Consider the following 21,771-nt stretch of genomic DNA (forward strand, 5'->3'; position numbering starts at 1 on the left):
TGCGTCGCCAGCGTCGCGTGGCGGCCCTGTACGGCAGCTGGACGGCGCGCGCAGAATCCATTGTGTTCGGGATCTTGATAATACCCCTAGTTAGGGATATATACGGCTGCATGACACAGAAAAACCGCAACCGGGAAAACCAGGCACTTGTGCTGGCGCTGCTGCGCAGCCACCAGCTGTTTATGCGCTCGATGGGGCCGGTGTTCCGCTCGGCAGGCTTGACTGCGCCGCAATGGGACGTGCTGGAAACACTCAGCACAAAAGGTGCGCTTTCGGTCAATCAGCTGATGCAGCTCACACTGGCGACTTCGGGCAATCTGGATGTGGTGGTCAAGAACCTGATCCAGGCCGGATTTGCCGAGAAGACGATTGATGACAAGGACAGGCGGGCGCGGGTGCTGCGCCTGACCCGGGCGGGACGCGCCAAGGTGGCGGAGTTCATGCCGGTGCACAACCTGGCGCTGGAGCAGATGTTCGCAGGCATCAGCCCGCAACAGCAGCGAGAGGCAATCACAACACTCAACCAGCTTCGCAGGAAGCTGCCCCAGTCGCAGAAAGACCGAACATGACCAGCAGGACCTTCCTTACCGCCCATGGTGCGATCTACATGTTTTTTGCCCTCGCGCTTTTCCTTGTGCCGCAGGTCCTCTGGCCGCAGTACGGGATGCAAGTGAATGACCGCTATGCGGTGTTTCTCTCCCAGCACAATTCGATCTTTCTGGGCGGGATCGGGATCATCAGCTTCCTGTTCCGCACCGCGGAACCGGGAAGCGCTGCCGCCCGTAATATCCTGACGGGCCTTCTGTGGACAAATGTTCTGGGCGCCGCTGTCACGCTGTACGCCTGCATCGTGGGCCTCTTTACCGGCTTTGGCTGGTCCGACCCGGCCTTCTTTGCGCTGCTTGCGGGTCTATGCGCTGCGCAACTTCGCAAAGACATTTGAAACCCTCTCGCCTTCCCGCAGGAGAACGAACATGAGCACACAGAAAATCTGGGACCTGCATATGACCTATGACGGCCCCGTTACCGAAGAGTTCCTGGAAGGGACCAAGGAACTCGCCCGGAGCATCGCGGGAGAACCTGGGATCCTCTGGAAAATCTGGACCATTGAAGAGGGCACCTCCCGCTTTGGCTCCACCTATCTGTTCCGCAGCCGGGAGGATCTCGACACCTACCGGGAGATGCACCTGAAACGCCTGGCGTCCATTGGCATAACGGTGGCGTCGGACCACATCTTCGACATCATGGAGGAGGTGAGCGCGATCACCCGCGCTCCGCTGTCGGCTTAAGGTTCCGGCCCTGGCAGTACAGCACCGGGCAGCCGCGCCGCCGCGTGGCTGCCTCTTCCCCTGCGCAGCACTTGCGGCTAAGAGGGCCTCATGACAGCCTCCCCTGATGCGCTCCAGCGCCCCCGCGTGAAAATGAAGCCCAAGTCCAACGCCCGCGCCATCCGGCACGGGTTTCCCTGGGTTTATGCGAATGAACTGGTGACCGACCGCCGCACCCGCAAGCTGACGCCCGGCACCCTGGCAGTGCTGGAGGATGAGACGCAGCGCCCGCTGGGGCTGGTCTCGGTCAATCCCGAAAGCAAAATCATCGCCCGGATGCTGGACCGCGATCCGGAGGCGGTGATTGATCAGGCGTGGTTCGCGGCCCGCCTGTCGCGTGCGCTGGAAATGCGCGAGCGCCTGTATGATGCGCCGTTCTACCGGCTGGTCCACGCGGAATCCGACGGGCTGCCCGGCGTGGTGATCGACCGTTTCGGCGCAGCTTGCGTGGTGCAGCCCAACGCCGCCTGGGCCGAGGCGCATCTGGATATGCTGTCTGCCGCTCTGGCCGAGGTAACCGGCGCAGAGGTGATCCTGAAAAACGCGTCGGGCCGCACCCGCGGGCTGGAAGGCCTGGATGACGTGAACCAGACCCTGCTGGGCGAGGCCCCCGCCGCGCCGCTTCCGGTGCAGATGAACGGTGCCACCTATATGGCCGACCTCACCGGCGGCCAGAAAACCGGGCTGTTCTTTGATCAGCGCGAAAACCACGCCTTTGCCGCGCGCCTCACTGCGCCGGGTGCCAAGGTGCTGGATGTGTTCTCCCACGTCGGCGGCTTTGGCCTGGCGATGCTGGCAGGCGGGGCAGGGCAGGCCACTTGCGTCGACGGCTCCGCCGCCGCGCTGGAGCTGGCCGCGCAAGGCGCCGAGGCCGCTGGTTTCAAAGACAAATTCACCGCCCGCCAGGGTGACGCCTTCGATGTGCTGACTGCGCTGGGGGAGGAGGGCGAGACCTTCGACGTGGTGATCTGCGACCCGCCCGCATTCGCCCCCTCGAAACAGGCGCTGGAGGCCGGGCTGCGCGCCTATGAGCGCGTGGCAAAACTGGCAGCCCCGCTGGTGAAGCCAGGCGGCTACCTTGGGCTCTGCTCCTGCTCCCACGCCGCTGACCTCACCCGCTTCCGCAATTCATCGGCCCGCGGCATCGGCAAGGGCGGGCGCCGGGCGGCGCTCATTCATACCGGATACGCAGGCCCCGACCACCCGCAACTGCCGCAACTGGCCGAAAGCGGTTATCTGAAGGCCGTGTTCTTCCGGCTGGGCTGACGGGGTGAAGCTGCTCCTCGACACTTGCGTCCTCTACCCGACGGTGATGCGGGAGATGCTGCTGGGCGCGGCGCGCCTTGGCCATTTCACCCCGCTTTGGTCCGCTCGGATCCTGGGCGAATGGGAACGGGCGGCGGTGAAACTCGGCCCCGCGGGCGCGGCGCAGGCCAAGGCGGAGATTGCCCTGATCCGCGCGGGCTGGCCCAAGGCTGAGATCGCCCCGGCGCCGGGCATCGAATCCCGCCTCTGGCTGCCTGACAGCGCCGACACCCATGTGCTGGCCGCCGCCATTGCTGGCCACGCCGACGCCATCGTCACCGTTAACAACAAGGACTTTCCGCGCCACACGCTGGCTGAGGAAGGACTGGAGCGCCTCGGTCCGGATGAGCTGCTCTATGGCATCTGGCTGCAGGACAATGCTGGCATGGAGGCGCTGGGGGCAGAGGTTCTGGCCGAGGCCAACCGCCTCTCCGGCGGCAGCTGGGAGATCCGCCCGCTGCTCAAGAAAGCCCGGCTGCCGCGGCTGGCCAAGGCTCTCTCGTCTTCTTTGTAGCAATACTCCGGGAAGTTTGAGGGGCCGGCCCCTCAACTCTGCTGCTGGCTCAGCCCTTGGCCCATTTGTCTTCCAGCCGTTCCAGTGCGGCGATGCGCTCTTCGGTCTTGGGATGGCTCATCAGCCAGGCCGGTGCCATGCCCGCCCGCTGCTGGGTCAGCGCTTCCAGCTTGGTGAACAGGCTTTTCTGCGGTGCCAGGCCGATGCCTGCCTTGGTCAGCAGCGCGGCGGCGTATTCATCGGCCTCATATTCATCGCCGCGCGACAGCCGCGCTGCCAGCAGCGATGTCAGCACCCCGGCGATCCACGGCCCGACAAAGGGGATGTAGCGTCCCAGGATTATCATCAGCGCGGTGCGCAGCGCGTTTTGGCCGGAGAAGTCGATCATCCGCTTGCGCGCATGCCCCAGCGCCACATGGCCCAGCTCATGCGCGATCACCGTGGCCATCTCCTCGGCGCTCACCTCGCCGTTCTGGTACTTGCGGTAGAAACCGCGGGTGATGAAGATCCGCCCGTCCGGCGCCGCCAGCCCGTTGACCGGGTCAACCTCGTAAATATGGACCGGGATGCGGGCCACGTTCAGCGCTGCCGCCAGCCGGTCCGTCAGCTGCTTCAGCCTTGGGTCCGCCAGTTCGGTTGAGCGCTGGTCCAGCTCGCGGTGGGTGCGCCAGACGGAAATCCGGTACATCACGAGGCCATAGGCAACGGCCAGCAGAATGGGCAGAAGGCGCAGCATGGCACAGATATGGGCGGAAACCCCGGCGGCAGCAAGGGCCCGCAACCGGGAAGCCTTGCATTCTGCGCAGGCCGCCATGCAAAATCCGCACTCGCCGCGGCACATCGCATCCTGTAAGGGGGGGCTTCCCAAAGGCTCCAGTTAACAACGGTTTCCGGCTCATGGCACCGCTTTCACAGCTCCGCAACATCGCCGACACCGGCGAAACCCTGCACCGCAGCGGCTGTGCGCCCTACAAGATCGAGAAATACCTGCAGTTCTATGCCCGCAAGCAGGGCATCAATGTGATCGTGCAGGCCACGCCCACCTCGATCTCCTGCCAGTTCCCGGATGAGGACAACCAGTTCATCATCCGCCGGCTGGAGCCTGCGCAGATCAATCTCAGCCTGCTGGCGCGCACCATCATCCGCATCAACGCAGTGGAGGATCCGGGGATCGAGGAGCCGGGGCGCTATCCCGGCTGGCTGATCATGCTGGCAAATATCGCCATCCCGCCCGCCTTCCTGACCCTGATCGGCAGCGCGCTCACCACCATTGCGCTCTCGGCAGTGCTGGGCTTCCTGGTCTGGCTCTGCCAGCTGTTCTGCCGCGGCGACCGGGTGATCCTGGTCGAATTCCTGTCTGCGCTGGTCGCGGGGCTGACTGTATCGCTGGTCAGCAGCATGGGGGTGGAGGTGCCGGTCTGGGGCACCTGCATCGCTGCTATCGTGCTGTTTGTGCCGGGACTGTCGATTGCCAACTCCTTGGAATGCCTTGCCTTCAATGACGTGATTTCCGGCTCCAGCCTTTTTGCCCAGTCGATCTTTGTGCTGATGAAACTGTTCATCGGAATCTACATCGGCGTCAGCATCGGTGCGGCACTGTGGGGGGCAACGCCGCATGTGGAGAATGTGAACGGCGTCCTGTGGTGGATGCCCTACCTGGCACTGCCGGCGCTGTCGTTCTCGATCGGGGTGATCTTCAACGCACGGCTGGCCGACATCCTGCGGGCGCTGCCGGTCACCGTGCTGGGCATGTGGGGGCCGCTGTACCTGGGCTTTGGCGGCGGCTGGATCGTCGGCACCTGGGTCACCGCGATGTGCATCACGCTTTACGGCACCTGGCTCGCCAAGACGCTGAACCTGACCGGCGCCATCTATATCGTGCAGGGCATTCTGATCCTGGTCCCCGGCAGCCGGGTGCTGATGAGCGCAACCCAGTCGCTGTTCAACGAGACCCTGATGGCGGATGCCAGCATCGGCCTGTCGGCGCTCTTGATGTTCTCGGCCATCGTGGCGGGGCAGGTGACGGCGCTGGCGCTTTATGCGCAGAAGAACCGCAACCTCGCCAGTTAGGCGCTGCGTTCTGCGGCGGGCAGGTCCCAATCCCCGCCGGTCAGGGCCGCGTCCGAGGCGGCGGGCCAGCCGCTGGCCGTCACCGCATCCTGCAGCGCGGCATAACACGCGGGATCAATGCCGGAACCAGCCAGATCATCCATGATGGCATAGGTCTTCTCCAGCGGCAGCGCCGCGCGGTAGGGGCGTTCGGCGGTCAGCGCGTCAAAAATATCCGCCACCGCCATCACCCGCATCTCCTGGGTCAGCTGGCTGGCATCCATCCCGTAGGGATAGCCCTTGCCGTCCAGCCGCTCATGATGCGCGGCGCTGACATCCGCCAGGTCCCGGAAGGCGTGGATCCGGCTCAGCACCTCATGGCCCAGTATTGGGTGCTGTTTCATCAGGGCAAACTCCTCCTCTGTCAGCTTGCCGGGCTTGTCCAGGATGGTGTTTGAGATCCCCAGCTTGCCAATGTCATGCAACAGCGCCCCGCGCACCATCCAGCGGCGGCGCCCGGGGGCGTAGCCCAGCTGGTCGCAGATCAGCCCGGTATAGCGCGCCACCCGCTGCGAATGGCCGTGGGTAAACGGGCTCTTGGCGTCGATCACCAGCGAGAACGCCCGGGCGATCTCATCCAGATATTCCTCGTCGACGGCATGGATATGCTGTGCCTGCGGAGTGGCAAAGACCTCTGCTTCCAGCCCGGGATCCTGCAGATCCGCCAGAAACCGCGGCCGCCGGATGACCGCGGTGAAGACCGGCACCAGATTCGGATCGAACCAGGTTCCTGCGCGCCGCTCCAGCTCCTCCGCCGCGGCCTCAGCGCCCAGGTCGGTGGCAAAGACATCCGTCACCTGCGCCATCAGAGCGATGCGTGCAAACAGCGGGATCGCATCGCCCGTCAGCCCCAGCGGCTGGCCGCCGCCGTCCCAATGCTCATCCAGGCAGGCAATGCCCTCTGCCACATCGTCCGAAAACCGCATCTGCCGGGCAATCGCCGCACCGCGGTTGCAGCGGGTTTCGATCAGCTCACCGGAGATTTTGCCGTTTCTGGCCAGCACGTGCCTCAGCGTCTTCAGCCGGGTCCAAGGTGCAGCCGCGGCGGCGGTGTTGCGCCACAGGAAGCCAAGCCCCTGGCGCAGGCCGCTGACGGTCTTGAAGCTGCGTTTAAAGGCCAGGTCATCGGTCATGTACAGCTGGCAGATCCGCGCCGCGTTGGAACTGCAGCCCAGATCTTTCATCAGCAGCGTGAAATAGAGGTCCGAGCGCGCCTGCGGCGCCAGTCCAAGTTCGGCTGCCACCTGCATGCCGATCCAGCAGCAGCGGACACAATGGCCTTCGGGCTGGCCTTCGGTCAGATCCAGCGCATGGCTGAGCGCACCCAGCAGCTCGCCAAGGCGCAAGGTATCCTGCGGCGCGGCATCCGCGGCCTGACCGGGACTGAATGGGGATACGTAATGTGTCATGGGCCTTCGGCAGGGAAAATGCGGAAGGCCCATGACAGCACGGACAGGATTAACCTGCCCTTACCCGGCGCAGGATAGGGGTGGGGACTCTGCGCCGGATTTTCTTAAAATGTCCGGGGCCGCCGGATGGCAGCCCCTTGCTCAGCAGTGGGGGCCGCCTGCAGGCCGCCCCGGGGCACCCCGGCCCTAATTCACACCCAGCTTGCCTGGGAATTCGATATTGATCTCCAGGCTCGACAGCTCGTCGCCGCGCTCCATGCGGATGTCGATCGCCTCGTCGCCGATCTGCATGTGGCGGCGGATCACGTCCAGGATCTCGCGCTGCAGCTGCGGCAGGCAGTCCGGGCGGGCACCGCCGCTGCCGCTGCGCTCATGCGCCAGCAGGATCTGCAGCCGTTCCTTGGCGGTGCTGGCCGAGGCCTTGCGGGGGCGGAGGGAAAATCCGAACATCGCTTACACCGCCCGCCGGAACAGCCGCTGCAGCAAGCCGCGGCGCGGGTCGGCGGCAATCCGCATTTCGATCTGCTCACCGATCAAACGGCCCACCGCGTCCTCATAGGCGGCAGCAGCTGCGGACGGGTCATCCAGCACCACCGGCACGCCGAGATTGGAGGCGCGCAGTACCGCCTTGCTCTCAGGGATGATCCCCAAGAGCGGCACCGCCAGCACCTCCAGCACGTCCTCCACCGTCATCATTTCGCCACTGTCGACGCGGGCCTTGTCATGGCGGGTGATCAGCACCTGCGCCTTCACCGGCTCTGCGCCGGTCTTGCCGGCCCGGTCGGTGATGCTGTTCAAGAGCCCCAGCACCCGGTCGCTGTCGCGCACCGAGGACACCTCGGGGTTGGTGACCACGATGGCCTCATCGGCGAAATGCATCGCCATCTGGGCGCCGCGCTCGATCCCTGCCGGGCTGTCGCAGATGATGTAGTCGAACTCTTTGCGCAGTTCATCCAGCACCTTTTCGACCCCCGCCTTGGTCAGTGCGTCCTTGTCGCGGGTCTGCGAGGTCGGCAGCACCGCCAGGTTCTCCAGCCGCCGGTCGCGGATCAGCGCCTGCTTCAGCTTGGCATCGCCCTGAATCACGTTGATGAAGTCAAAGACCACCCGGCGCTCGCATCCCATGATCATGTCCAGGTTGCGCAATCCGACGTCGAAATCGATCACCACCGTCTTGTGCCCGCGCCGCGCCAGCTCAGCGCCCACCGCCGCCGAAGTTGTGGTCTTGCCCACGCCGCCCTTGCCCGAGGTGACAACGATCACCCGGCCCATCGGTTCTTCCAAAGTCAGGTCCTTGCTCATTAAAGTGCCTCCACACACAGCCGGCCGTCGCGCAGGAATACCTGTGCTGCGCGGTTCAAAAGCTCCGGCTCCAAATTCTCGTTTGTCCGGTATAAGCCCGCCACCGCCAGCAGCTCCGCATCCAGCCGCTGGCAGAAGATGCGGGCGCTCTCGTCGCCCTCGGCGCCGGCCATGGCACGGCCGCGCAGCAGGCCGTAGACATGGATGTTGCCGCGCGCGATCAGCTCCGCGCCGGAGCTGACAGGCCCGACCACCACCAGGTCGCCGCCCTCCGCCACCACGGTCTGGCCGGAGCGCACCGGCCGGGTGATCACAACGTTCTGGGGCGGGCGCAATTTCTTGGGGATTTCCCGGCGGGTACCGGGGCCGGTGTTCAGCGGCGCGTCCTTGCCGCTCGCCAGCGTGATCAGCCCGGCGTCCTCTGCTGCCGCGGCCTGCGCGGGGGTGGCGTTCTGCACCCCGAAGACCGCCAGATCGCGGCTGCGCAGGCTGTCGGCCAGCGCCCGGATCTCGGCAGGGCGGCTCAGCCCCGGGGCCTGCGCCAGGTCCAGGATCAGCGGCGCGCCGTCAAAGAAATGCGGGCTCCAGCGCAGCTGCGCGTCCAGCGCGGCATAGAACGCCTGGTCCAGCGGCCCGTCTTCGGGGCGCAAGGCGACAGCGGTGAAATACCGCCCGCGGATCTGGAACGGCTTCACGCTTGCGGCAGGCGCTCTGCCACGCGGTTTGATGTCTTGATGCGGCACGCTCACGCGATGCTCCTGCTCGGAAATGGCGGCCTTGTTTTGCCGCGGCTTTTTCTCTTGGGTAGCGTCAGGCGGGCAGGCCGTTCAACCGCAGCCGGTCAGGGTCGGCGGACATGCGCCTGCCGCCGTGCCTGGTGGCGGATTTCCGCAGATGATCTGCCGGGGGTTGCGCAGAAAACGGTTGCCGTCCTGGCGGTGGCGCGGCGCCTAGAGCGCCAGGGGCGCAGACCGGCCGGAGGTTTCCAGCTCCCAGGCGGCTGACCAGCTTTCACCGTTGCGCTCCAGAACCAGATAGTTCCGCTCGGCGGCATAGCGCCCGGTCTGGCCGGGGATCCTGCGGATGCGGATGGGGTGGCCGGGCAGAGGCGCGTCGCCCAGCCGCGACAGCATCCCCAGCACCCTGGCCCAGGCCCGCGGCGGCGCCCGGTGGGAAATGCCCGAGGCCACCAGCTGGTGCAGCAGCTTGCCGCCGCCAAGCGTCATCTCGCCGCGCGTGGCCAGGTGGATCTCGCCGGAAAGGGCTGTCACCTGCTGGCCGTCCTGCGCCGCCATGTCCCGTACCAGCCGCAGCATCCGCCGCCAGGAGGCCCGGTGCGCCCGGCTCTGCCATTGATCGCGCAGGTCGTCCTCGTATTTCTGCATCCGGGGGGTCAGCACCATCAGCAGCTCCAGCAGCGACAGCCGCGGCCCCAGCAGCGGCACGCTCGACAGGATCAGGCTGCGCCCGGCAAAGCTCTGTTTTGCCGCTGCCTTCATCATCCGCCAGCCGCCCCGCGCCATCACCCGGCGCCGGCTGCGTTCAGAGCGCAGGTCGGGGGCCAGCAGCCGCAGACCCGGCGCTTCGATGCGCCAGCCCAGGTGGCTGCCTGCGGGATCGGCAAAACGGCCAGGCAGGTCCCCATCGCAGCAGCCGTGCTGAAACAGCAGCGCCGCCTCCCGCGCAGCGGCAAACAGTGTCTGTCCGACCAGGGAATAGGTGCGCGAACGGCGCAGGGATCCCCAGCCGTCGCAGATGTCGTGGTCGTCCCATTGCATCAGCGACGGCACCCGGGCGGCGATCCAGGCAAATTCCGGCGCGGCATAAACCGCCAGATAACGCTGCAGGAACCCCTCCCGCAGGTGGCGGCGCAGATCGTCCAGCTCTTCGGGTGCAGGATCGCGGGGGAGGCGGTCCGGCCAGTCTTCGCTCAGGGGGTGGCCGTGTGTCACCTCATCCGCATAGACCTGATCACCGCCATGCAGCAGCAGCGAGAAGGGCTGTTCCGCGTGTTCCGCACCCATCCGCGCCCACATCGCGTTGCGTTCGGCACCGTCGCGGTCCAGGTCGCCATGCTCCTCTCCGTTGCAGGAGGCATAGGCGATCCGCAGGCCGCCGCCAAAACCGCCTGCCAGCGCATAGCGCATGCCGTTCCACTGATAGGCAGAGGGCTGGTCGGCAGGCAGGCTGAACCGCGCCCTGAGCACCGTGCACGCGCTGTAGTCCGCCAGCGGCTCGGGCTGCGCCGCGCCATCGTCCAGCAGCAGCGGCGGCAGGGTGGCGCCTTTCGGGGCAATGAACAGGGCCGCCAGAAACATCCGGCCATCACGCAGATCATCGAGGATCAGGATGGGGCCGGTGATTGCGTTTACGGCGGGTCCGCCGGCGGGGCCTGTTGTCCGGGTTCTGCTGCTCATACCGTCCCAGCACCTAGGTGCGCCTTGCACAGCATTCAACCGCCGGGCGCATTGAGCCGGGTCATGGCCCGCGACTGCGGCAGAATTGCCAGTGGCCCTTCCGCGGCCGCCGTGGTCTGAGTGGCCGCGCGTGATTTCCCTGCCGCCTTCGGTCCGGCCGCGGCGGCTGAATTTTTTAAGGAGTTTCGATATGCAATGGAGCCTTCTTGCCGCTGCGGTGCTGGCCGCCCTATGGATGCTGGTGCATGCATTTGCGGGCGGGCGCGAATGCGCCCGGCCGCTGGCGCAGGACCGGCAGCTGCCCGACGCAGCGCGCGAAACAATGCTGCTCTGCTGGCACATGGTCACCGGCTTTCTTGGCCTGATGGCCCTGTTCCTGTTCCTCGGCGCCCGCGGGGCAGCCGGGATGGCGCTGGCGGGGACGGCCATGGCGGCGGTGGCAGCGCTGGTGGGCCTGCTGCTGCCGCTGCTGCGCCGGGCAGGTTACCGCCTGCTGCCCCAGGGCTGGCTGTTCGTGCCGGTTGCCGGCTTGGGTGCCTGGGGTCTTTGGGGCGGCTGAGGACAGCAAAGGCGCCCTCCCGCCCGTCCGGCCAGCATTGTAAATGCCAGCCTGCCGGTTGGGCCCGGCGCCGGAGCAAGAGCTCCGGCGCGCATCCTGCCCGGCGGGCAGGATGCCAGGCCCAAGGCTGCCAAGGGGGGCGGCGCCAGCCGCTGCACCTGCAGGCGCGGGAGGGATGCTGTGCCACCGGCAAACCATCCCTTGACCGCGGTTAGAGGCTGTCGGGGCGGTCCGCCGGGTACGTTAAGGTGCCGGCTTCCGCCGCGTGGCCGGAAACCCGGACCACTAGGCTGCTGCCGGTCTGATCCAGCGTCACAAAGACTGTGCCCGGCCGCCCGATGGCGCGGCCCTGATGCCCGGCGTAGGTCTGCAGCGGCACATCCGGCAGCAGCCCTTGGGCCAGCAGATAGGCGTCGGCCGGGCCGTTGGCGTTACCCGTCACCGGGTCCTCTGCGATGCCAATGGCCGGAGCGAACATGCGGTCGTGGGTTTCCAGGCGTCCCTCCATCTGCACCGCGGCAAATAGAAAATAGCCGTTGCAGCCGATCCGCGTGCTCAAGGCTGCCAGCCAGGGCAAGTCGGGTTCCAGCCTGTCCACGCTCTCGCGGGGCTGTAGCGGCACCATCACCTTGGAGTGGCCGGTGGAGACCACCTGAACCGGCAGCCCCTGAGCCAGTTCCGCCTCACTGATCCCCAGCGCCGCCAGCAGCTCCCCGCGATCAGCGGCATCCAGAACGGGTTCGTCAACAACCGCGCCCTGGGTCATCTCCACCTGCAGGTCTGCGCCCCTGCCGGCAGCACCCCGGCCCCCGTCAGCACCCGCACGCGGTAGTCCGGCTGCCCCAGCATCCGTGCCCGCAGGAAATGAGCGGCAACGGTGGCGTGGCCGCAGATGGGCACCTCGGCGCTGGGGGTGAAATAGCGGACCTGCAAATCGTGGTCCTGGCCTGGCGCAGGCAGCACAAAGGCCGTCTCGGAAAGCCCGGCAAAACCCGCAATCGCCTGCATTTCGCTGCTGCTGAGACCCGCGGCCTCCAGCACAACCCCGGCCCGGTTGCCCTAACCAGGCGTCCGGGTGAAGGCGTCGATCACATGGATCACTGTCATGACGTCTTCCCGTGTTAACGGCCGCCTAGCGGCTCAGCTCCCGCATGCCGCGTTCCAGCCCGTCCAGCGTCATCGGCACCATCCGGTTCTCGAAGATCTCGCGGATCATGCCGATCGAATGCGTGTAGTCCCAGTATTTCTCCGGCACCGGGTTGATCCACAGGTTCGAAGCCCAGGCCTCGCGCGCCCGCTGCAGCCAGACCTGGCCTGCTTCCTCGTTCCAGTGCTCATTGGCGCCGCCGGGATAGGCGATCTCATAGGGCGACATCGAAGCATCGCCCACGAAGATGCATTTGTAGTCCGGCCCGTAGGTGCGCAGCACCTCGTGCGTCGGGGTCTTCTCGTTCCAGCGCCGCCGGTTGTCGCGCCACACGCCTTCATACAGGCAATTGTGGAAGTAGTAGTATTCCAGGTGCTTGAATTCGGCGCGGGCAGCCGAGAACAGCTCCTCCACCACCTGAATATGCGGATCCATCGAGCCGCCGACGTCCAGAAACAGCAGCACCTTCACCGCATTGTGCCGCTCCGGCCGGGTCTTCACATCCAGATAGCCGTGCTCGGCGGTGGAGCGGATTGTGCCATCCAGATCCAGCTCTTCCTGCGCGCCTTCGCGGACCCAGCGGCGCAGGCGCTTGAGGGCCACCTTGATGTTGCGGGTGCCCAGTTCGACATCGCCGTCCAGGTTCTTGAACTCGCGCTTGTCCCAGACCTTGACCGCGCGCTGGTGCCGGCTCTGGTCCTGGCCGATCCGCACGCCCTCCGGGTTATAGCCATAGGCGCCAAAGGGCGAGGTTCCGGCGGTGCCAATCCACTTGTTGCCGCCCTGGTGGCGGCCCTGCTGCTCCTTGAGGCGCTCCTTCAGCGTCTCCATCAGCTTGTCGAACCCGCCAAGCGCATCGATCTCTGCCTTTTCCTCCGCGCTCAGATGTTTCTCCGCCATCTTGCGCAGCCACTCCTCGGGAATGTCCACGGCCTCCATCACCGCCTCGGACGGGATTGTCTCGAGCCCTTCGAATGTGGCGGCAAAGGCGCGGTCGAACTTGTCGATGTTGCGCTCATCCTTCACCATCGCCGCGCGGGCGAGGAAGTAGAACGCCTCGATGTCATAGGTGGCCAGCCCTGCCTTCATGCCCTCCAGAAAGGTGAGATACTCGCGCAAGCTGACAGGAATGGACGCCTTGCGCAGGTTTTCAAAGAAGGGCTGGAACATCGCGGATCTGTCTCCGGCAGGGGTGAACTGGCGCGGTCGGGCGAGGGCGGGTGCTAGGCCAGCACCCGGTGGGTCAGGATGGTGGCCAGCAGGCCGAGCACGCCAAAGATGATGGCATAAACAGCGCCGTATTGCAGCATGTCCAGGGTGTTGCCGCCCCGTTTCTTTGCCTTCAGGGCGCCGATCAGGCCGCCCAGCAGAACGCCGAGGATTACGATCATGGTTCTTTCCGTCCGTTGTCTTTCAGGATCTGTTTTTCAAGGCCTTATCAGGAGCCGGCGGGCCGCAGCGCTGCAACCTCCTCAAGCCGGGCCTCCACCACCCAGTCCGGGCCAAAGCCGTAGCGCGCCCATCCCAGGCTGTCCAGTCTGACCCGGCGTGCCTCAACCGTCTTGCCCTGCAGGTCCAGGGCTTCTGCCTGCAGCATCAGCAGCGTGGACAGTAGCGCGGCATTTTCATGCGCCGCCGCCGTTGCTGCGGCGGGTTTCAGCCGGTTCAGGGCTGCCGCGCCATCTCCGGTGGCCACGTCATGGGCGGCCAGCTGCACCGCCAGCTTGGCCTGATGGATGGCAGTGCCGCGCTGCGCCTGCAGATAGGTCTGAGCGGTCAGGAAATGCTGCAGGGCCAGCTCCGGCTCCCGGATATGCAGCATCCGTCCCAGCGTATAGTGGCTCATGGCGCGGCGGTGATCGCTCCAGCCCAGGTCGCGGGCGATTTCCGCGGCCCTGTTGGCGGCGCGCAGCCGCTCCCGCAGGGCGGCCTGCGGCCCCAGTGCCTGTTCATAGGCGGCAGACCAGGCCCGCGGCGTTGCCGGCAGCGGCCAGGCCGCAACGCCATTCCCGCGCGGGTTCAGCCGGGACAGGATCGCGGGCAGCCGGGCGGCCACCTGCGCGCGGGTCATGCCGGTCTGCAGCTCCGGCGCATAGGTGGCGCGCAGGATCAGCATATCGAACCCGGTGAGAACCGCGTGCATGTTGTCGTCGTTGAAGATCGAATCCGGCAGCCGGTACAGGTCATTCAGCGGGCCGATGGCCTGGGCCAGCTCTTCATGCAGGCAGTCGCGCACCTCCTGCGGGCTGGTGTCATTGGGAATGAACACCGCCAGCCGGCTGCGCTCGCGCAGCAGCGCCCAGTTGGTGCGCGGGCTGCGCCGGTTGCGGCGGTACTCCGCCAGGGACGAGACATTGGGCACCACGAAACAGGCTGCCTTGGGAAGGGCGCGGCGGATCTCGGCGCGGGAGACGGCCTGGATGGTAATGCTGGCGTCGCCGGATGCGACCCGGCGGATGCTAATCCCGGCCTCGCCTTGCAAGCGGCTGAGCAGCGCCGACAGGTCGCGGTTAAACCCCGGTGGCGGTGCGCCGGTGACGCGCAGGGTGATCGGGTTTTCGAAGCGGGTGAAATGGGGCAGGGTGCTGCCGCCTTCCAGCTGGAAGTGCAGATCCAGGAAGTCGCGGGCAATCTCCGCATTGGCGCGCTGCGGGGCTTGCGGGCGCGGCGCGGAAAAGACCTTGACCGGCGGCAGCGCCAGTGGCTCGGCGGCCGCGCGGGTTGGCGCCTCGACCCGGGCTGTTGGGGCAGTGCAGGCGGCCAGCGCCAGTGCCGCCAGAATGCCGGCAGCGGCCTGCATCAGGCGGGGTCCGCCGCGGCGGAGGGTCTTGACCGGTTCAATTGCTGCGTCCGCGGGCACTCAAGTGTCTCCCTAGCGGCCCGGCTAACGCAGCCTGGCCCTGCTACCTCTGATAGGGGAATGCGGCAGCGATTTGAAGCGAAACAGGCAGGCGCCGGTAAATGCGCCCGCCCCGGGTGCCGGCGGCCTCTGCCGCAGGCCCGTGCGCTCAGCGCCGACCGCGCGCCATGAAGGCCAGGCGTTCAAACAGATGCACGTCCTGCTCGTTCTTCAGCAGCGCCCCGTGCAGCTTCGGCAGCGCATCGGCGCCGTTGCGCGCAATGTCCTCCGGGCTCAGATCTTCGGCCAGCAACAGCTTCAGCCAGTCGATCACCTCCGAGGTGGAGGGCTTCTTCTTCAAGCCTTGCGTCTCGCGGATCTCGTAGAACTGGGTCAGCGCGGCGGTCAGCAGTGCCTCTTTGATGCCGGGGTGATGCACCGCGACGATCTTCTTCATCGTCTCCGCATCCGGAAAGCGGATGTAGTGGAAGAAACAGCGGCGCAGGAAGGCGTCCGGCAGCTCTTTTTCGTTGTTGGAGGTAATGATCATGATCGGGCGGTGTCTCGCCTTGATTGTCTCGCCGGTCTCGTAGACGTGGAATTCCATCTTATCGAGCTCCTGCAGGAGGTCGTTGGGGAACTCGATGTCGGCCTTGTCGATCTCGTCGATCAGCAACACGACTTTCTCGTCCGCCTCAAAAGCCTCCCACAGCTTGCCCTTGCGGATGTAGTTCTTCACGTCGTGCACGCGCTCTTCGCCCAGCTGGCTGTCGCGCAGGCGGCTGACGGCATCGTATTCATAAAGCCCCTGCTGGGCGCGGGTGGTGGATTTCACGTTCCACTCGATCATCCGCAGCCCCAGCGCCTCTGCAACCTGCTTGGCCAGCTCGGTTTTGCCGGTTCCGGGCTCGCCCTTGACCAGCAGCGGCCGCTCCAGCGTCACCGCCGCATTCACTGCAACCTTAAGGTCTTCGGTTGCAACATATTCCTTAGTGCCCTGAAATCGCATATCTTTCCCGTGTCAGCCGTGGTTGCCGTCTTGTTATCACGGTTTTAACCAAACGGCGCCACTATTGTGTAGTGACATTCCTGTCCGATAGGGATAAACGCTGCGGCAGAGGGGGATCCAAAGTGTTGAGGTGTAGTTTATGACCAGCATGATGGGCCAGACCGAAGGAGCCGAAATGAAGCAAGAAGTGTTTCTGCCGGACGACTACCGACCGGCTGAAGATGAGCCGTTCATGAATGAACGGCAGACCGAATATTTCCGACGTAAGCTATTGGAATGGAAGCAGGACCTGCTGGCCGATACCCGCGACACGATTGAGGGGCTGCAGGACAGCACCCGCAATATCCCCGATGTCGCCGACCGTGCCAGCGAGGAGACCGACCGCGCGCTGGAGCTGCGCACCCGCGACCGTCAGCGCAAGCTGGTCGCCAAGATCGACTCGGCGCTGCGCCGCATCGACGAGGGCGAATACGGCTATTGCGAAGTGACTGGCGACCCGATCTCGCTGAAACGCCTGGATGCGCGTCCGATCGCCACCATGAGCCTGGAAGCGCAGGAGCGCCACGAGCGCCGCGAAAAGGTCCACCGCGACGATTAACCGCTGATTTTGGCGGCAAAATCGCAGGAAACAGTGACGCCGGGGCCTTTTGCTCCGGCGTTTTTTGTTCCATGTGGGGCAGGCGGAGAATCTGCGGGAACCCCATGGACCTCAAAGGCCTGAAAACAACCGTCATCGGCGCCGGCATCGGCGGCCTTGCCGCAGCGCTGGCGCTGCGCCGCTTCGGGGCATCCGTCACCGTGCTGGAGCAGGCCGAGAAGATCTCAGAGGTCGGCGCGGGGCTGCAGATCTCTCCCAACGGCGTGCAGGTGCTGAAGGCGCTGGGGCTGGCCGACGACCTGGCCTGGTGCTCGCAGCGGGCGCGCGCCGTGGTGCTGCGCGGACATCGCCGCGGCAACCAGGTGCTGCGGCTGGACCTGGATGAATACGCCGCCGGGCTGCCGTATTACTTCGTGCACCGTTCCGACCTCATTGGCATCCTGGCCGGTGCCGCCCGCCGCGAGGGCGTGCAGGTGCGGCTGTTGCAAAAGGCGGAGCGCATTGAACCCGGCCCGCAGCCTGTGGTGCACCTCGGCAATGGCGCCCAATGCGGCGGTGATCTGCTGGTGGGCGCCGACGGGTTGCATTCGAAAACCCGGGTGGCTCTGAACGGAGAGCGCAAGCCTTTCTTCACCGGCCAGGTCGCCTGGCGCGCCACGGTGCCGAACCATCTGAACCTGCCGCCGGAGGCGCAGGTCTTCATGGGGCCGGGGCGGCACCTGGTGGCCTACCCCTTGCGCGATGGCAGCCTGATGAACCTGGTCGCAGTGCAGGAGCGCCGCGCCTGGGCCGAGGAGGGCTGGAACCTCAAGGATGACCCGGCCAACCTGCGCGCGGCCTTCCGCGGTTTCGGCGGCAGCGCCGCGGCACTGCTGGATGCGGTGGAAGAGGTGCTGCTGTGGGGGCTGTTCCGCCATCCGGTGGCGGACCGCTGGCATGGCGAAAACACAGCCATCCTGGGCGACGCTGCGCATCCGACCCTGCCCTTCATGGCGCAGGGCGCCAATCTGGCGCTGGAGGATGCCTGGGTGCTGGCGCGCTCCTTGCAGGAGGCCGCTGGGATGGCTTCCGGCCTGGCCATGTACCAGGCGCGCCGCCGCGAACGGGCCGAAAAGGTAGTGCAGGCGGCCAGCAGCAACGCCTGGAAATACCATCTGCGCGCGCCGCTCAGCTGGCCTGCGCATCAGGTGCTGAAACTGGGCGGCCGCTTTGCCCCCGGCCGTATGGTCAGCCAGTTTGACTGGATCTACCGCCACGACGTCACCGCCTGAGGCGGGCAGGCGCGGCTCCCGCCCGTCGCAGTTTCATTGAAAATGAACCGCTCCCGTTGGGCGGAGCGCCGCGCGGCTGCGCGGCGCGGGCAGCGTTCAGATGTCGAGGTCGACCCAGACCGGAACGTGGTCGGAGGGTTTCTCGCGGCCGCGCACATCCTTGTCGATCTGGCAGTCCCGCAGCAGGTCGGCGGCCTGCGGTGTCAGCAGGAAATGGTCGATGCGGATGCCGTCGTCGCGGTTCCAGGCGCCGGCCTGGTAGTCCCAGAAAGAATAGTGCCCCGGCCCCTGGTGGCGGGCGCGGAAGGCTTCGGTAAAGCCCAGGTTGACGATCCGCTGAAACGCCGCGCGGCTTTCCGGCCGGTGCAGCGCGTCCTCGCGCCAGGCCTCCGGGCGCTTGGCGTCCTCGGCCTGCGGGATGATGTTGTAATCCCCGGCCATCAGCGCAGGCATCTCCGCGGCCATCAGCGCCTCAGCGCGGGTCTTCAGCCGGTCCATCCAGGCCAGCTTGTAGGCGTATTTGCCGCCCGCCACCGGGCTGCCGTCGGCCTCCAGCTCCACCGGGTTGCCGTTGGGCAGATAGAGGCCGCAGATCCGGATCGCCTGTTTGCCCACAACCGTGGCCTCGATCCATCGCGCCTGTTCGTCGCTGTCGTCGCCGGGCAGCCCGCGGGTCACATCCTCCAGCGGCAGTTTCGACAGGATCGCCACCCCGTTAAAGCTTTTCTGCCCATGGGTTTCGACATTATAGCCGCGCTCCTCGAAGATCTCGCGCGGGAAGGCCTCATCCACCGACTTGATCTCCTGCAGCACCACCACGTCGGGCTGCGCTTCGTCCAGCCAGTCCGGCAGCGCCTGCGCCCGGGCCTTGATGCCATTGATATTAAATGTGGCGATTTTCATGGCTTGTCTCCGGCACAGAAATCTTTATTCGGAGCCGATCTATCGCTGAATCAGCGCCCCGGGGCAAGTCCGATGCGCGAATCGCGAATCACCTTTGGCGCCGCCGGGCGGCGGCGTTTTGCACAGGTGAAAAATACCCCTCAGGTTGAGTTTCGTTATTTTGCAATAATATGCGTGTGAATAACGCGGTGCATATCCTGTGGATGAATTGAAATAATTGAAATTGCGCAAAAAATAGCGGCTTGAAGTTAAAGTAATTGAAACTACAAAATACAATGTGAAATTGCATTTTTTGTTTGCGCTGCGCGGCGCCCGTGCCAGCGTCAAGGAGCCTTTTGTCCTTAACGAATGGGGTTCCAACATGACTGCTCAGCGTAAAATCCAGACCATCCACGCCACCCGCCCGGCCGCAGGCGCCAGCCTGTTCGAGGGCGGCGCAACAGAGATGTTCTCTTCCGGCTCCGCGCCCGAACTCAGTGCGGATCTGTCAGCAGGGGAAGGCGTTTCGCTGTTCTCCTCGGGTTCCATGCCGCAGATGGCGGAGAGCTGGGCAGGCGGTGAAACCGGGCTGTTCTCCAGCGGTTCGGCGCCGTCGGCCTGCAGCGAAGCCGCGGCTGGCGACCTGGTGGAATTGTTCTCCTCCGGCTCCGCGCCTGCATCCCGGGCAGACACCTGTGCTGGCGACCTGGTGCAGATGTTTTCTTCCGGCTCTGCACCTTCCGCACAATCAGAAGTTGCTGGCGGTGATTTGACGGAGATGTTTTCTTCCGGTTCCGCTCCGGCGGCGGAAAGTGAAACGGCCTCCGGTGACCTGACGGAAATGTTCTCCTCAGGCTCGGCTCCGGCCGCTGCGGCTGAGCGCGGGGCAGGTGAGGGGACGCATCTGTTTTCCTCCGGCTCTGCACCGGCGGCAGAAGCCCGCACCAGCGATGGCGATGCAACCCGGCTGTTTTCCTCGGGCAGCTGATCCGGTGGGGGCCGGCCTGCCTCCCGGCCCCTGACCTTTGGCGGCTCCGGATGCGGGGCCGCCCTGGCCGCGCCGCACACTTTTGCAGGAGGTCTTCATGGCCCAGATCATCCCGTTCTTCTCTCCTTCCGCCCGCCAGTCCCGGGCGGCTGCGCAGGCCGCGCTGATTGGCAGCTTTGCCACGCAGCGGCGCCCGCAGGAGGACGTGTTCTGGCTCAAGGAAAACGCCGAGCTGCTGAACATCCTGGAATGCACCGGGGCCGACGTTGCCGCCGAGGCCCTGGTGCCGTTGCAGGGGTTCTATGACGGTGCGGCGCGGCATATCAGTTTCTTCCGCCAGTACTACCGCTTCATCCTGTCGATCTGTCTGGACCTGGAGGATCTGGGCCTGCCGGGCGAAACCGGCGCGCAGCTGGCCGCGTGGGTTCAGGGGGAGGGGCTGGCGCAGGCTGAGCTGTCCGATCTGCAGCGGGCAGAGGCCCGGCGCCTGCTGGCGCGCCGCGGTGTCTCCTTGCCCGGCGATGGGCTGGACGACCGGCTGCGCGACTTCATCTCGCGCCCGGAAACCTTTGCCATTCCCAACAAGAAAGCCGCCTATGAGCTGACCCATATTGTCTTCTATCTGTCGGAATACGGCCGCCGCGACCCGCAATTGCCTGCGGCTGCGCTGACCAGCCTGGAATATGCGGGTCTGGTGGCCTTCCTGGACCAGAACGCCGATCTGCTGGCCGAGATTTGCATTGCGCTGCGTTATGCGGGCCAGCAGCCGCCTGCCGCCTGGGAAGGCTGGCTTGACAGGCAGGTTTCCGCCTTTACTCTATCAGAGAGAGAATTTTCTGGACTTCAGGATTCTTATCACGAGTATTTTGTTGTTAACTGGCTCATGATCCTGTCCGGGCGCCCGGCGTTCCGGCAGGCAGTCCCCGCAACGGGGGTGCATGTGTCAGCGGTGCGGGGAGGAAGTATTTTGAGAAGCCTTTCAGAAGCCGTTTTTGAGGCCGGAACCGGCCGGCCGGGCTGGGGCGCGGTCAAGGCGCGGACCGAAGCCATGCTGAATGAAGAAGAGCACGGGCTGCTGAGCGCTGCAGAGCGCAGCTGCACAGGCTTTGCAAGTTTCTTTGAAGGATTTGCCCGGGCGGGCAGCGCTGGGGCCGCGTGATGACCTGTTCCCGCAACCAGGCCCTGGGCGGGGCCCTGCTGGTGGTGGCCTATACCGGGCTGATTGCCTCTGCTGACGGGATCACGAAACTGCTGGCGGGCCAGTATGCGGCGGCTCAGCTTTATGCGCTGTCCGGTGCCATGGTCGCGGGCTTCTGCCTGCTGGCCGACAGGATACCAGCGCAGCGCGGCGGCTTCCGGACCCGCTGCCCGCGGGCGATGGCGCTGCGCTCGGTGGCGACCCTGATTGCCGCGGTCTGTTTTTTCTATGCCTTCCGGCTGCTGCCCTTTGCCGAGGTCTTTGTTTTCATCGGCCTGATGCCGCTGCTGGCGGGGGCGATGTCCGGACTAGTGCTGAAGGAACCTGTGCGCCCGGCGGCCTGGATTGCACTGCTGGCGGGCTTTGCCGGGGTGCTGTTTCTGCTGCCCCACGGCGGTGACGGCAGTCACTCTGCAACGGGCCATCTGGTGGCCTTTGCGGCGGTGGTGTCCGGCACATTTTCCATGACAATGGCACGGTTTATCGGCCGGTATGAAAGCAACGCGCTGGCGCAGGTGTTCTATCCGAACCTCACGCTGTGCGGTGCGATGCTGCTGGCGCTGCCCTTTGTCTGGGTGCCGATGCCACTGGCGGATGTTGCCTGGGCGGCGGCCTATGCGTTCCTGCTGTTCGGGGCGCGCTGGCTCCTGGTGGTGGCGCTGCGCCTGCTGGCGTCCTATGCGGTGACGCCGTTGATGAACCTGCAGTTCATCTGGATGGCCGTGATTGGCGCGGTGTTCTTCGGGGAGTTCCCGCCTGCCTCCACTTACTTGGGCGGAGCCATCGTGATTGCCTCCGGCCTCTATCTGGTCTGGGACCAGTTCGCCCCGGCGATGCCGCGGTTGCGTCGCGCCGGGCGCCTTCAGACGGATCCGTAACATCTGACCGGGAAACCG

General features: G+C 65.6%; 25 protein-coding genes. 12 read left to right on the forward strand and 13 right to left on the reverse strand.

The annotated features are described in order from the left end of the window. Positions 1 to 110 precede the first annotated feature (110 nt). The 5 genes from K3725_RS06580 to K3725_RS06600 all read left to right on the forward strand — a co-directional run bounded on the left by K3725_RS06580 (position 111) and on the right by K3725_RS06600 (position 3,147). Positions 111 to 569 carry a MarR family winged helix-turn-helix transcriptional regulator gene (locus K3725_RS06580; protein ID WP_260018016.1) on the forward strand — a complete coding sequence of 153 codons (459 nt, stop codon included), beginning with the start codon at positions 111 to 113 and terminating at the stop codon, positions 567 to 569. Beyond that, positions 566 to 943: a hypothetical protein gene (locus K3725_RS06585; RefSeq protein WP_260018017.1), complete on the forward strand. Its 378-nt coding sequence runs from the start codon at positions 566 to 568 to the stop codon at positions 941 to 943. The genes K3725_RS06580 and K3725_RS06585 overlap by 4 nt, the downstream gene beginning before the upstream one ends. Before the next feature lie 31 nt (positions 944 to 974). After that, positions 975 to 1,289, forward strand: coding sequence for a monooxygenase (locus tag K3725_RS06590; RefSeq protein WP_058288029.1), 315 nt, complete (start codon positions 975 to 977; stop codon positions 1,287 to 1,289). Positions 1,290 to 1,379: 90 nt separating this feature from the next. Continuing rightward, on the forward strand, positions 1,380 to 2,594 hold the full coding sequence (locus tag K3725_RS06595) for an RSP_2647 family RNA methyltransferase (protein ID WP_260018018.1): 1,215 nt from the start codon (positions 1,380 to 1,382) through the stop codon (positions 2,592 to 2,594). A 4-nt stretch (positions 2,595 to 2,598) separates the two neighbouring features. Continuing rightward, a complete protein-coding gene (locus K3725_RS06600; protein ID WP_260018019.1) occupies positions 2,599 to 3,147 on the forward strand; it encodes an RSP_2648 family PIN domain-containing protein in 549 nt (182 codons plus the stop codon). 49 nt (positions 3,148 to 3,196) lie between these two features. Here K3725_RS06600 and K3725_RS06605 read toward each other — a convergent pair whose 3' ends face one another. Further along, entirely contained in the window at positions 3,197 to 3,883 is a 687-nt protein-coding gene (locus K3725_RS06605; protein WP_260018020.1) for a M48 family metallopeptidase, read from the reverse strand. A gap of 161 nt (positions 3,884 to 4,044) precedes the next feature. Here K3725_RS06605 and K3725_RS06610 point away from each other — a divergent pair, with 161 nt between their 5' ends. Then, on the forward strand, positions 4,045 to 5,217 hold the full coding sequence (locus tag K3725_RS06610) for a threonine/serine exporter ThrE family protein (protein WP_260018021.1): 1,173 nt from the start codon (positions 4,045 to 4,047) through the stop codon (positions 5,215 to 5,217). On the opposite strand, the gene K3725_RS06615 is transcribed toward K3725_RS06610, so the two are convergent. From K3725_RS06615 to K3725_RS06635, 5 genes are all read right to left on the reverse strand, one after another. Then, positions 5,214 to 6,665 (reverse strand): HD-GYP domain-containing protein, encoded by a 1,452-nt coding sequence (locus K3725_RS06615; protein ID WP_260018022.1) that lies wholly within the window; start codon positions 6,663 to 6,665, stop codon positions 5,214 to 5,216. The genes K3725_RS06610 and K3725_RS06615 overlap by 4 nt on opposite strands. A 186-nt stretch (positions 6,666 to 6,851) precedes the next feature. Further along, on the reverse strand, positions 6,852 to 7,115 hold the full coding sequence (minE, locus tag K3725_RS06620) for a cell division topological specificity factor MinE (RefSeq protein WP_019296751.1): 264 nt from the start codon (positions 7,113 to 7,115) through the stop codon (positions 6,852 to 6,854). Positions 7,116 to 7,118: 3 nt separating this feature from the next. Further along, positions 7,119 to 7,937, reverse strand: coding sequence for a septum site-determining protein MinD (gene minD / locus K3725_RS06625; protein WP_409201596.1), 819 nt, complete (start codon positions 7,935 to 7,937; stop codon positions 7,119 to 7,121). Between the two features lie 29 nt (positions 7,938 to 7,966). After that, positions 7,967 to 8,716: a septum site-determining protein MinC gene (minC, locus tag K3725_RS06630; RefSeq protein WP_260018024.1), complete on the reverse strand. Its 750-nt coding sequence runs from the start codon at positions 8,714 to 8,716 to the stop codon at positions 7,967 to 7,969. 201 nt (positions 8,717 to 8,917) lie between these two features. Continuing rightward, positions 8,918 to 10,384: an alkaline phosphatase D family protein gene (locus tag K3725_RS06635; protein ID WP_260018025.1), complete on the reverse strand. Its 1,467-nt coding sequence runs from the start codon at positions 10,382 to 10,384 to the stop codon at positions 8,918 to 8,920. A gap of 190 nt (positions 10,385 to 10,574) precedes the next feature. Here K3725_RS06635 and K3725_RS06640 point away from each other — a divergent pair, with 190 nt between their 5' ends. Next, positions 10,575 to 10,943: a hypothetical protein gene (locus K3725_RS06640; RefSeq protein ID WP_260018026.1), complete on the forward strand. Its 369-nt coding sequence runs from the start codon at positions 10,575 to 10,577 to the stop codon at positions 10,941 to 10,943. 211 nt (positions 10,944 to 11,154) lie between these two features. Here the strand turns inward: K3725_RS06640 and K3725_RS06645 are convergent, their stop codons facing one another. The 6 genes from K3725_RS06645 to K3725_RS06670 form a co-directional block, all read right to left on the reverse strand. Next, the gene (locus K3725_RS06645) at positions 11,155 to 11,709 is read right to left on the reverse strand and encodes a PhzF family phenazine biosynthesis isomerase (RefSeq protein WP_260018027.1); all 555 of its coding nucleotides are present in this window, start codon (positions 11,707 to 11,709) and stop codon (positions 11,155 to 11,157) included. Continuing rightward, positions 11,706 to 11,984 carry a PhzF family phenazine biosynthesis isomerase gene (locus tag K3725_RS06650; RefSeq protein WP_260018028.1) on the reverse strand — a complete coding sequence of 93 codons (279 nt, stop codon included), beginning with the start codon at positions 11,982 to 11,984 and terminating at the stop codon, positions 11,706 to 11,708. Before K3725_RS06650 ends, K3725_RS06645 begins: the two co-directional genes overlap by 4 nt. A 91-nt stretch (positions 11,985 to 12,075) precedes the next feature. Beyond that, positions 12,076 to 13,260, reverse strand: coding sequence for a VWA domain-containing protein (locus K3725_RS06655; RefSeq protein ID WP_260018029.1), 1,185 nt, complete (start codon positions 13,258 to 13,260; stop codon positions 12,076 to 12,078). Positions 13,261 to 13,313: 53 nt separating this feature from the next. Further along, positions 13,314 to 13,481, reverse strand: a complete 168-nt coding sequence (locus K3725_RS06660) for a hypothetical protein (protein WP_039178657.1) — start codon at positions 13,479 to 13,481, stop codon at positions 13,314 to 13,316. A 47-nt stretch (positions 13,482 to 13,528) separates the two neighbouring features. After that, positions 13,529 to 14,890 carry a DUF2927 domain-containing protein gene (locus tag K3725_RS06665; RefSeq protein ID WP_260018579.1) on the reverse strand — a complete coding sequence of 454 codons (1,362 nt, stop codon included), beginning with the start codon at positions 14,888 to 14,890 and terminating at the stop codon, positions 13,529 to 13,531. Between the two features lie 208 nt (positions 14,891 to 15,098). Continuing rightward, positions 15,099 to 15,938 carry a MoxR family ATPase gene (locus K3725_RS06670; RefSeq protein WP_260018030.1) on the reverse strand — a complete coding sequence of 280 codons (840 nt, stop codon included), beginning with the start codon at positions 15,936 to 15,938 and terminating at the stop codon, positions 15,099 to 15,101. A gap of 175 nt (positions 15,939 to 16,113) precedes the next feature. On the opposite strand from K3725_RS06670, the gene dksA reads away from it, so the two are divergent. Together dksA and K3725_RS06680 are read left to right on the forward strand one after the other, a co-directional pair. After that, entirely contained in the window at positions 16,114 to 16,536 is a 423-nt protein-coding gene (gene dksA, locus K3725_RS06675; protein WP_039146440.1) for an RNA polymerase-binding protein DksA, read from the forward strand. 104 nt (positions 16,537 to 16,640) lie between these two features. Continuing rightward, positions 16,641 to 17,807: an FAD-dependent monooxygenase gene (locus K3725_RS06680; RefSeq protein WP_260018031.1), complete on the forward strand. Its 1,167-nt coding sequence runs from the start codon at positions 16,641 to 16,643 to the stop codon at positions 17,805 to 17,807. A gap of 96 nt (positions 17,808 to 17,903) precedes the next feature. Here K3725_RS06680 and xth read toward each other — a convergent pair whose 3' ends face one another. Continuing rightward, positions 17,904 to 18,710, reverse strand: a complete 807-nt coding sequence (gene xth / locus K3725_RS06685; protein ID WP_260018032.1) for an exodeoxyribonuclease III — start codon at positions 18,708 to 18,710, stop codon at positions 17,904 to 17,906. A gap of 277 nt (positions 18,711 to 18,987) precedes the next feature. Between xth and K3725_RS06690 the strand changes: the two genes are divergently transcribed. The 3 genes from K3725_RS06690 to K3725_RS06700 all read left to right on the forward strand — a co-directional run bounded on the left by K3725_RS06690 (position 18,988) and on the right by K3725_RS06700 (position 21,753). Next, positions 18,988 to 19,677: a DUF6749 family protein gene (locus tag K3725_RS06690; protein WP_260018033.1), complete on the forward strand. Its 690-nt coding sequence runs from the start codon at positions 18,988 to 18,990 to the stop codon at positions 19,675 to 19,677. A 97-nt stretch (positions 19,678 to 19,774) separates the two neighbouring features. Continuing rightward, positions 19,775 to 20,836 (forward strand): DUF6902 family protein, encoded by a 1,062-nt coding sequence (locus tag K3725_RS06695; RefSeq protein WP_260018034.1) that lies wholly within the window; start codon positions 19,775 to 19,777, stop codon positions 20,834 to 20,836. Next, positions 20,836 to 21,753, forward strand: coding sequence for a DMT family transporter (locus K3725_RS06700; protein ID WP_260018035.1), 918 nt, complete (start codon positions 20,836 to 20,838; stop codon positions 21,751 to 21,753). Before K3725_RS06695 ends, K3725_RS06700 begins: the two co-directional genes overlap by 1 nt. Positions 21,754 to 21,771: the final 18 nt, after the last annotated feature.

Source organism: Leisingera sp. S132, assembly GCF_025144465.1.
GTDB lineage: Bacteria > Pseudomonadota > Alphaproteobacteria > Rhodobacterales > Rhodobacteraceae > Leisingera.

What these genes read in the sequence shown, in the direction of transcription:
- K3725_RS06585 (WP_260018017.1), top strand. Translation starts at nt 566, where the DNA reads ATGACCAGCAGGACCTTCCTTACCGCCCATGGTGCGATCTACATGTTT.
- K3725_RS06615 (WP_260018022.1), bottom strand. Translation starts at nt 6,665, where the DNA reads ATGACACATTACGTATCCCCATTCAGTCCCGGTCAGGCCGCGGATGCC.
- K3725_RS06680 (WP_260018031.1), top strand. Translation starts at nt 16,641, where the DNA reads ATGGACCTCAAAGGCCTGAAAACAACCGTCATCGGCGCCGGCATCGGC.
- K3725_RS06635 (WP_260018025.1), bottom strand. Translation starts at nt 10,384, where the DNA reads ATGAGCAGCAGAACCCGGACAACAGGCCCCGCCGGCGGACCCGCCGTA.
- K3725_RS06595 (WP_260018018.1), top strand. Translation starts at nt 1,380, where the DNA reads ATGACAGCCTCCCCTGATGCGCTCCAGCGCCCCCGCGTGAAAATGAAG.
- K3725_RS06695 (WP_260018034.1), top strand. Translation starts at nt 19,775, where the DNA reads ATGGCCCAGATCATCCCGTTCTTCTCTCCTTCCGCCCGCCAGTCCCGG.
- K3725_RS06700 (WP_260018035.1), top strand. Translation starts at nt 20,836, where the DNA reads ATGACCTGTTCCCGCAACCAGGCCCTGGGCGGGGCCCTGCTGGTGGTG.
- K3725_RS06660 (WP_039178657.1), bottom strand. Translation starts at nt 13,481, where the DNA reads ATGATCGTAATCCTCGGCGTTCTGCTGGGCGGCCTGATCGGCGCCCTG.
- minD (WP_409201596.1), bottom strand. Translation starts at nt 7,937, where the DNA reads ATGGGCCGGGTGATCGTTGTCACCTCGGGCAAGGGCGGCGTGGGCAAG.
- K3725_RS06610 (WP_260018021.1), top strand. Translation starts at nt 4,045, where the DNA reads ATGGCACCGCTTTCACAGCTCCGCAACATCGCCGACACCGGCGAAACC.
- K3725_RS06640 (WP_260018026.1), top strand. Translation starts at nt 10,575, where the DNA reads ATGCAATGGAGCCTTCTTGCCGCTGCGGTGCTGGCCGCCCTATGGATG.
- K3725_RS06605 (WP_260018020.1), bottom strand. Translation starts at nt 3,883, where the DNA reads ATGCTGCGCCTTCTGCCCATTCTGCTGGCCGTTGCCTATGGCCTCGTG.
- K3725_RS06580 (WP_260018016.1), top strand. Translation starts at nt 111, where the DNA reads ATGACACAGAAAAACCGCAACCGGGAAAACCAGGCACTTGTGCTGGCG.
- K3725_RS06590 (WP_058288029.1), top strand. Translation starts at nt 975, where the DNA reads ATGAGCACACAGAAAATCTGGGACCTGCATATGACCTATGACGGCCCC.
- minE (WP_019296751.1), bottom strand. Translation starts at nt 7,115, where the DNA reads ATGTTCGGATTTTCCCTCCGCCCCCGCAAGGCCTCGGCCAGCACCGCC.
- K3725_RS06665 (WP_260018579.1), bottom strand. Translation starts at nt 14,890, where the DNA reads ATGCAGGCCGCTGCCGGCATTCTGGCGGCACTGGCGCTGGCCGCCTGC.
- K3725_RS06655 (WP_260018029.1), bottom strand. Translation starts at nt 13,260, where the DNA reads ATGTTCCAGCCCTTCTTTGAAAACCTGCGCAAGGCGTCCATTCCTGTC.
- K3725_RS06670 (WP_260018030.1), bottom strand. Translation starts at nt 15,938, where the DNA reads ATGCGATTTCAGGGCACTAAGGAATATGTTGCAACCGAAGACCTTAAG.
- K3725_RS06645 (WP_260018027.1), bottom strand. Translation starts at nt 11,709, where the DNA reads ATGACCCAGGGCGCGGTTGTTGACGAACCCGTTCTGGATGCCGCTGAT.
- xth (WP_260018032.1), bottom strand. Translation starts at nt 18,710, where the DNA reads ATGAAAATCGCCACATTTAATATCAATGGCATCAAGGCCCGGGCGCAG.
- dksA (WP_039146440.1), top strand. Translation starts at nt 16,114, where the DNA reads ATGAAGCAAGAAGTGTTTCTGCCGGACGACTACCGACCGGCTGAAGAT.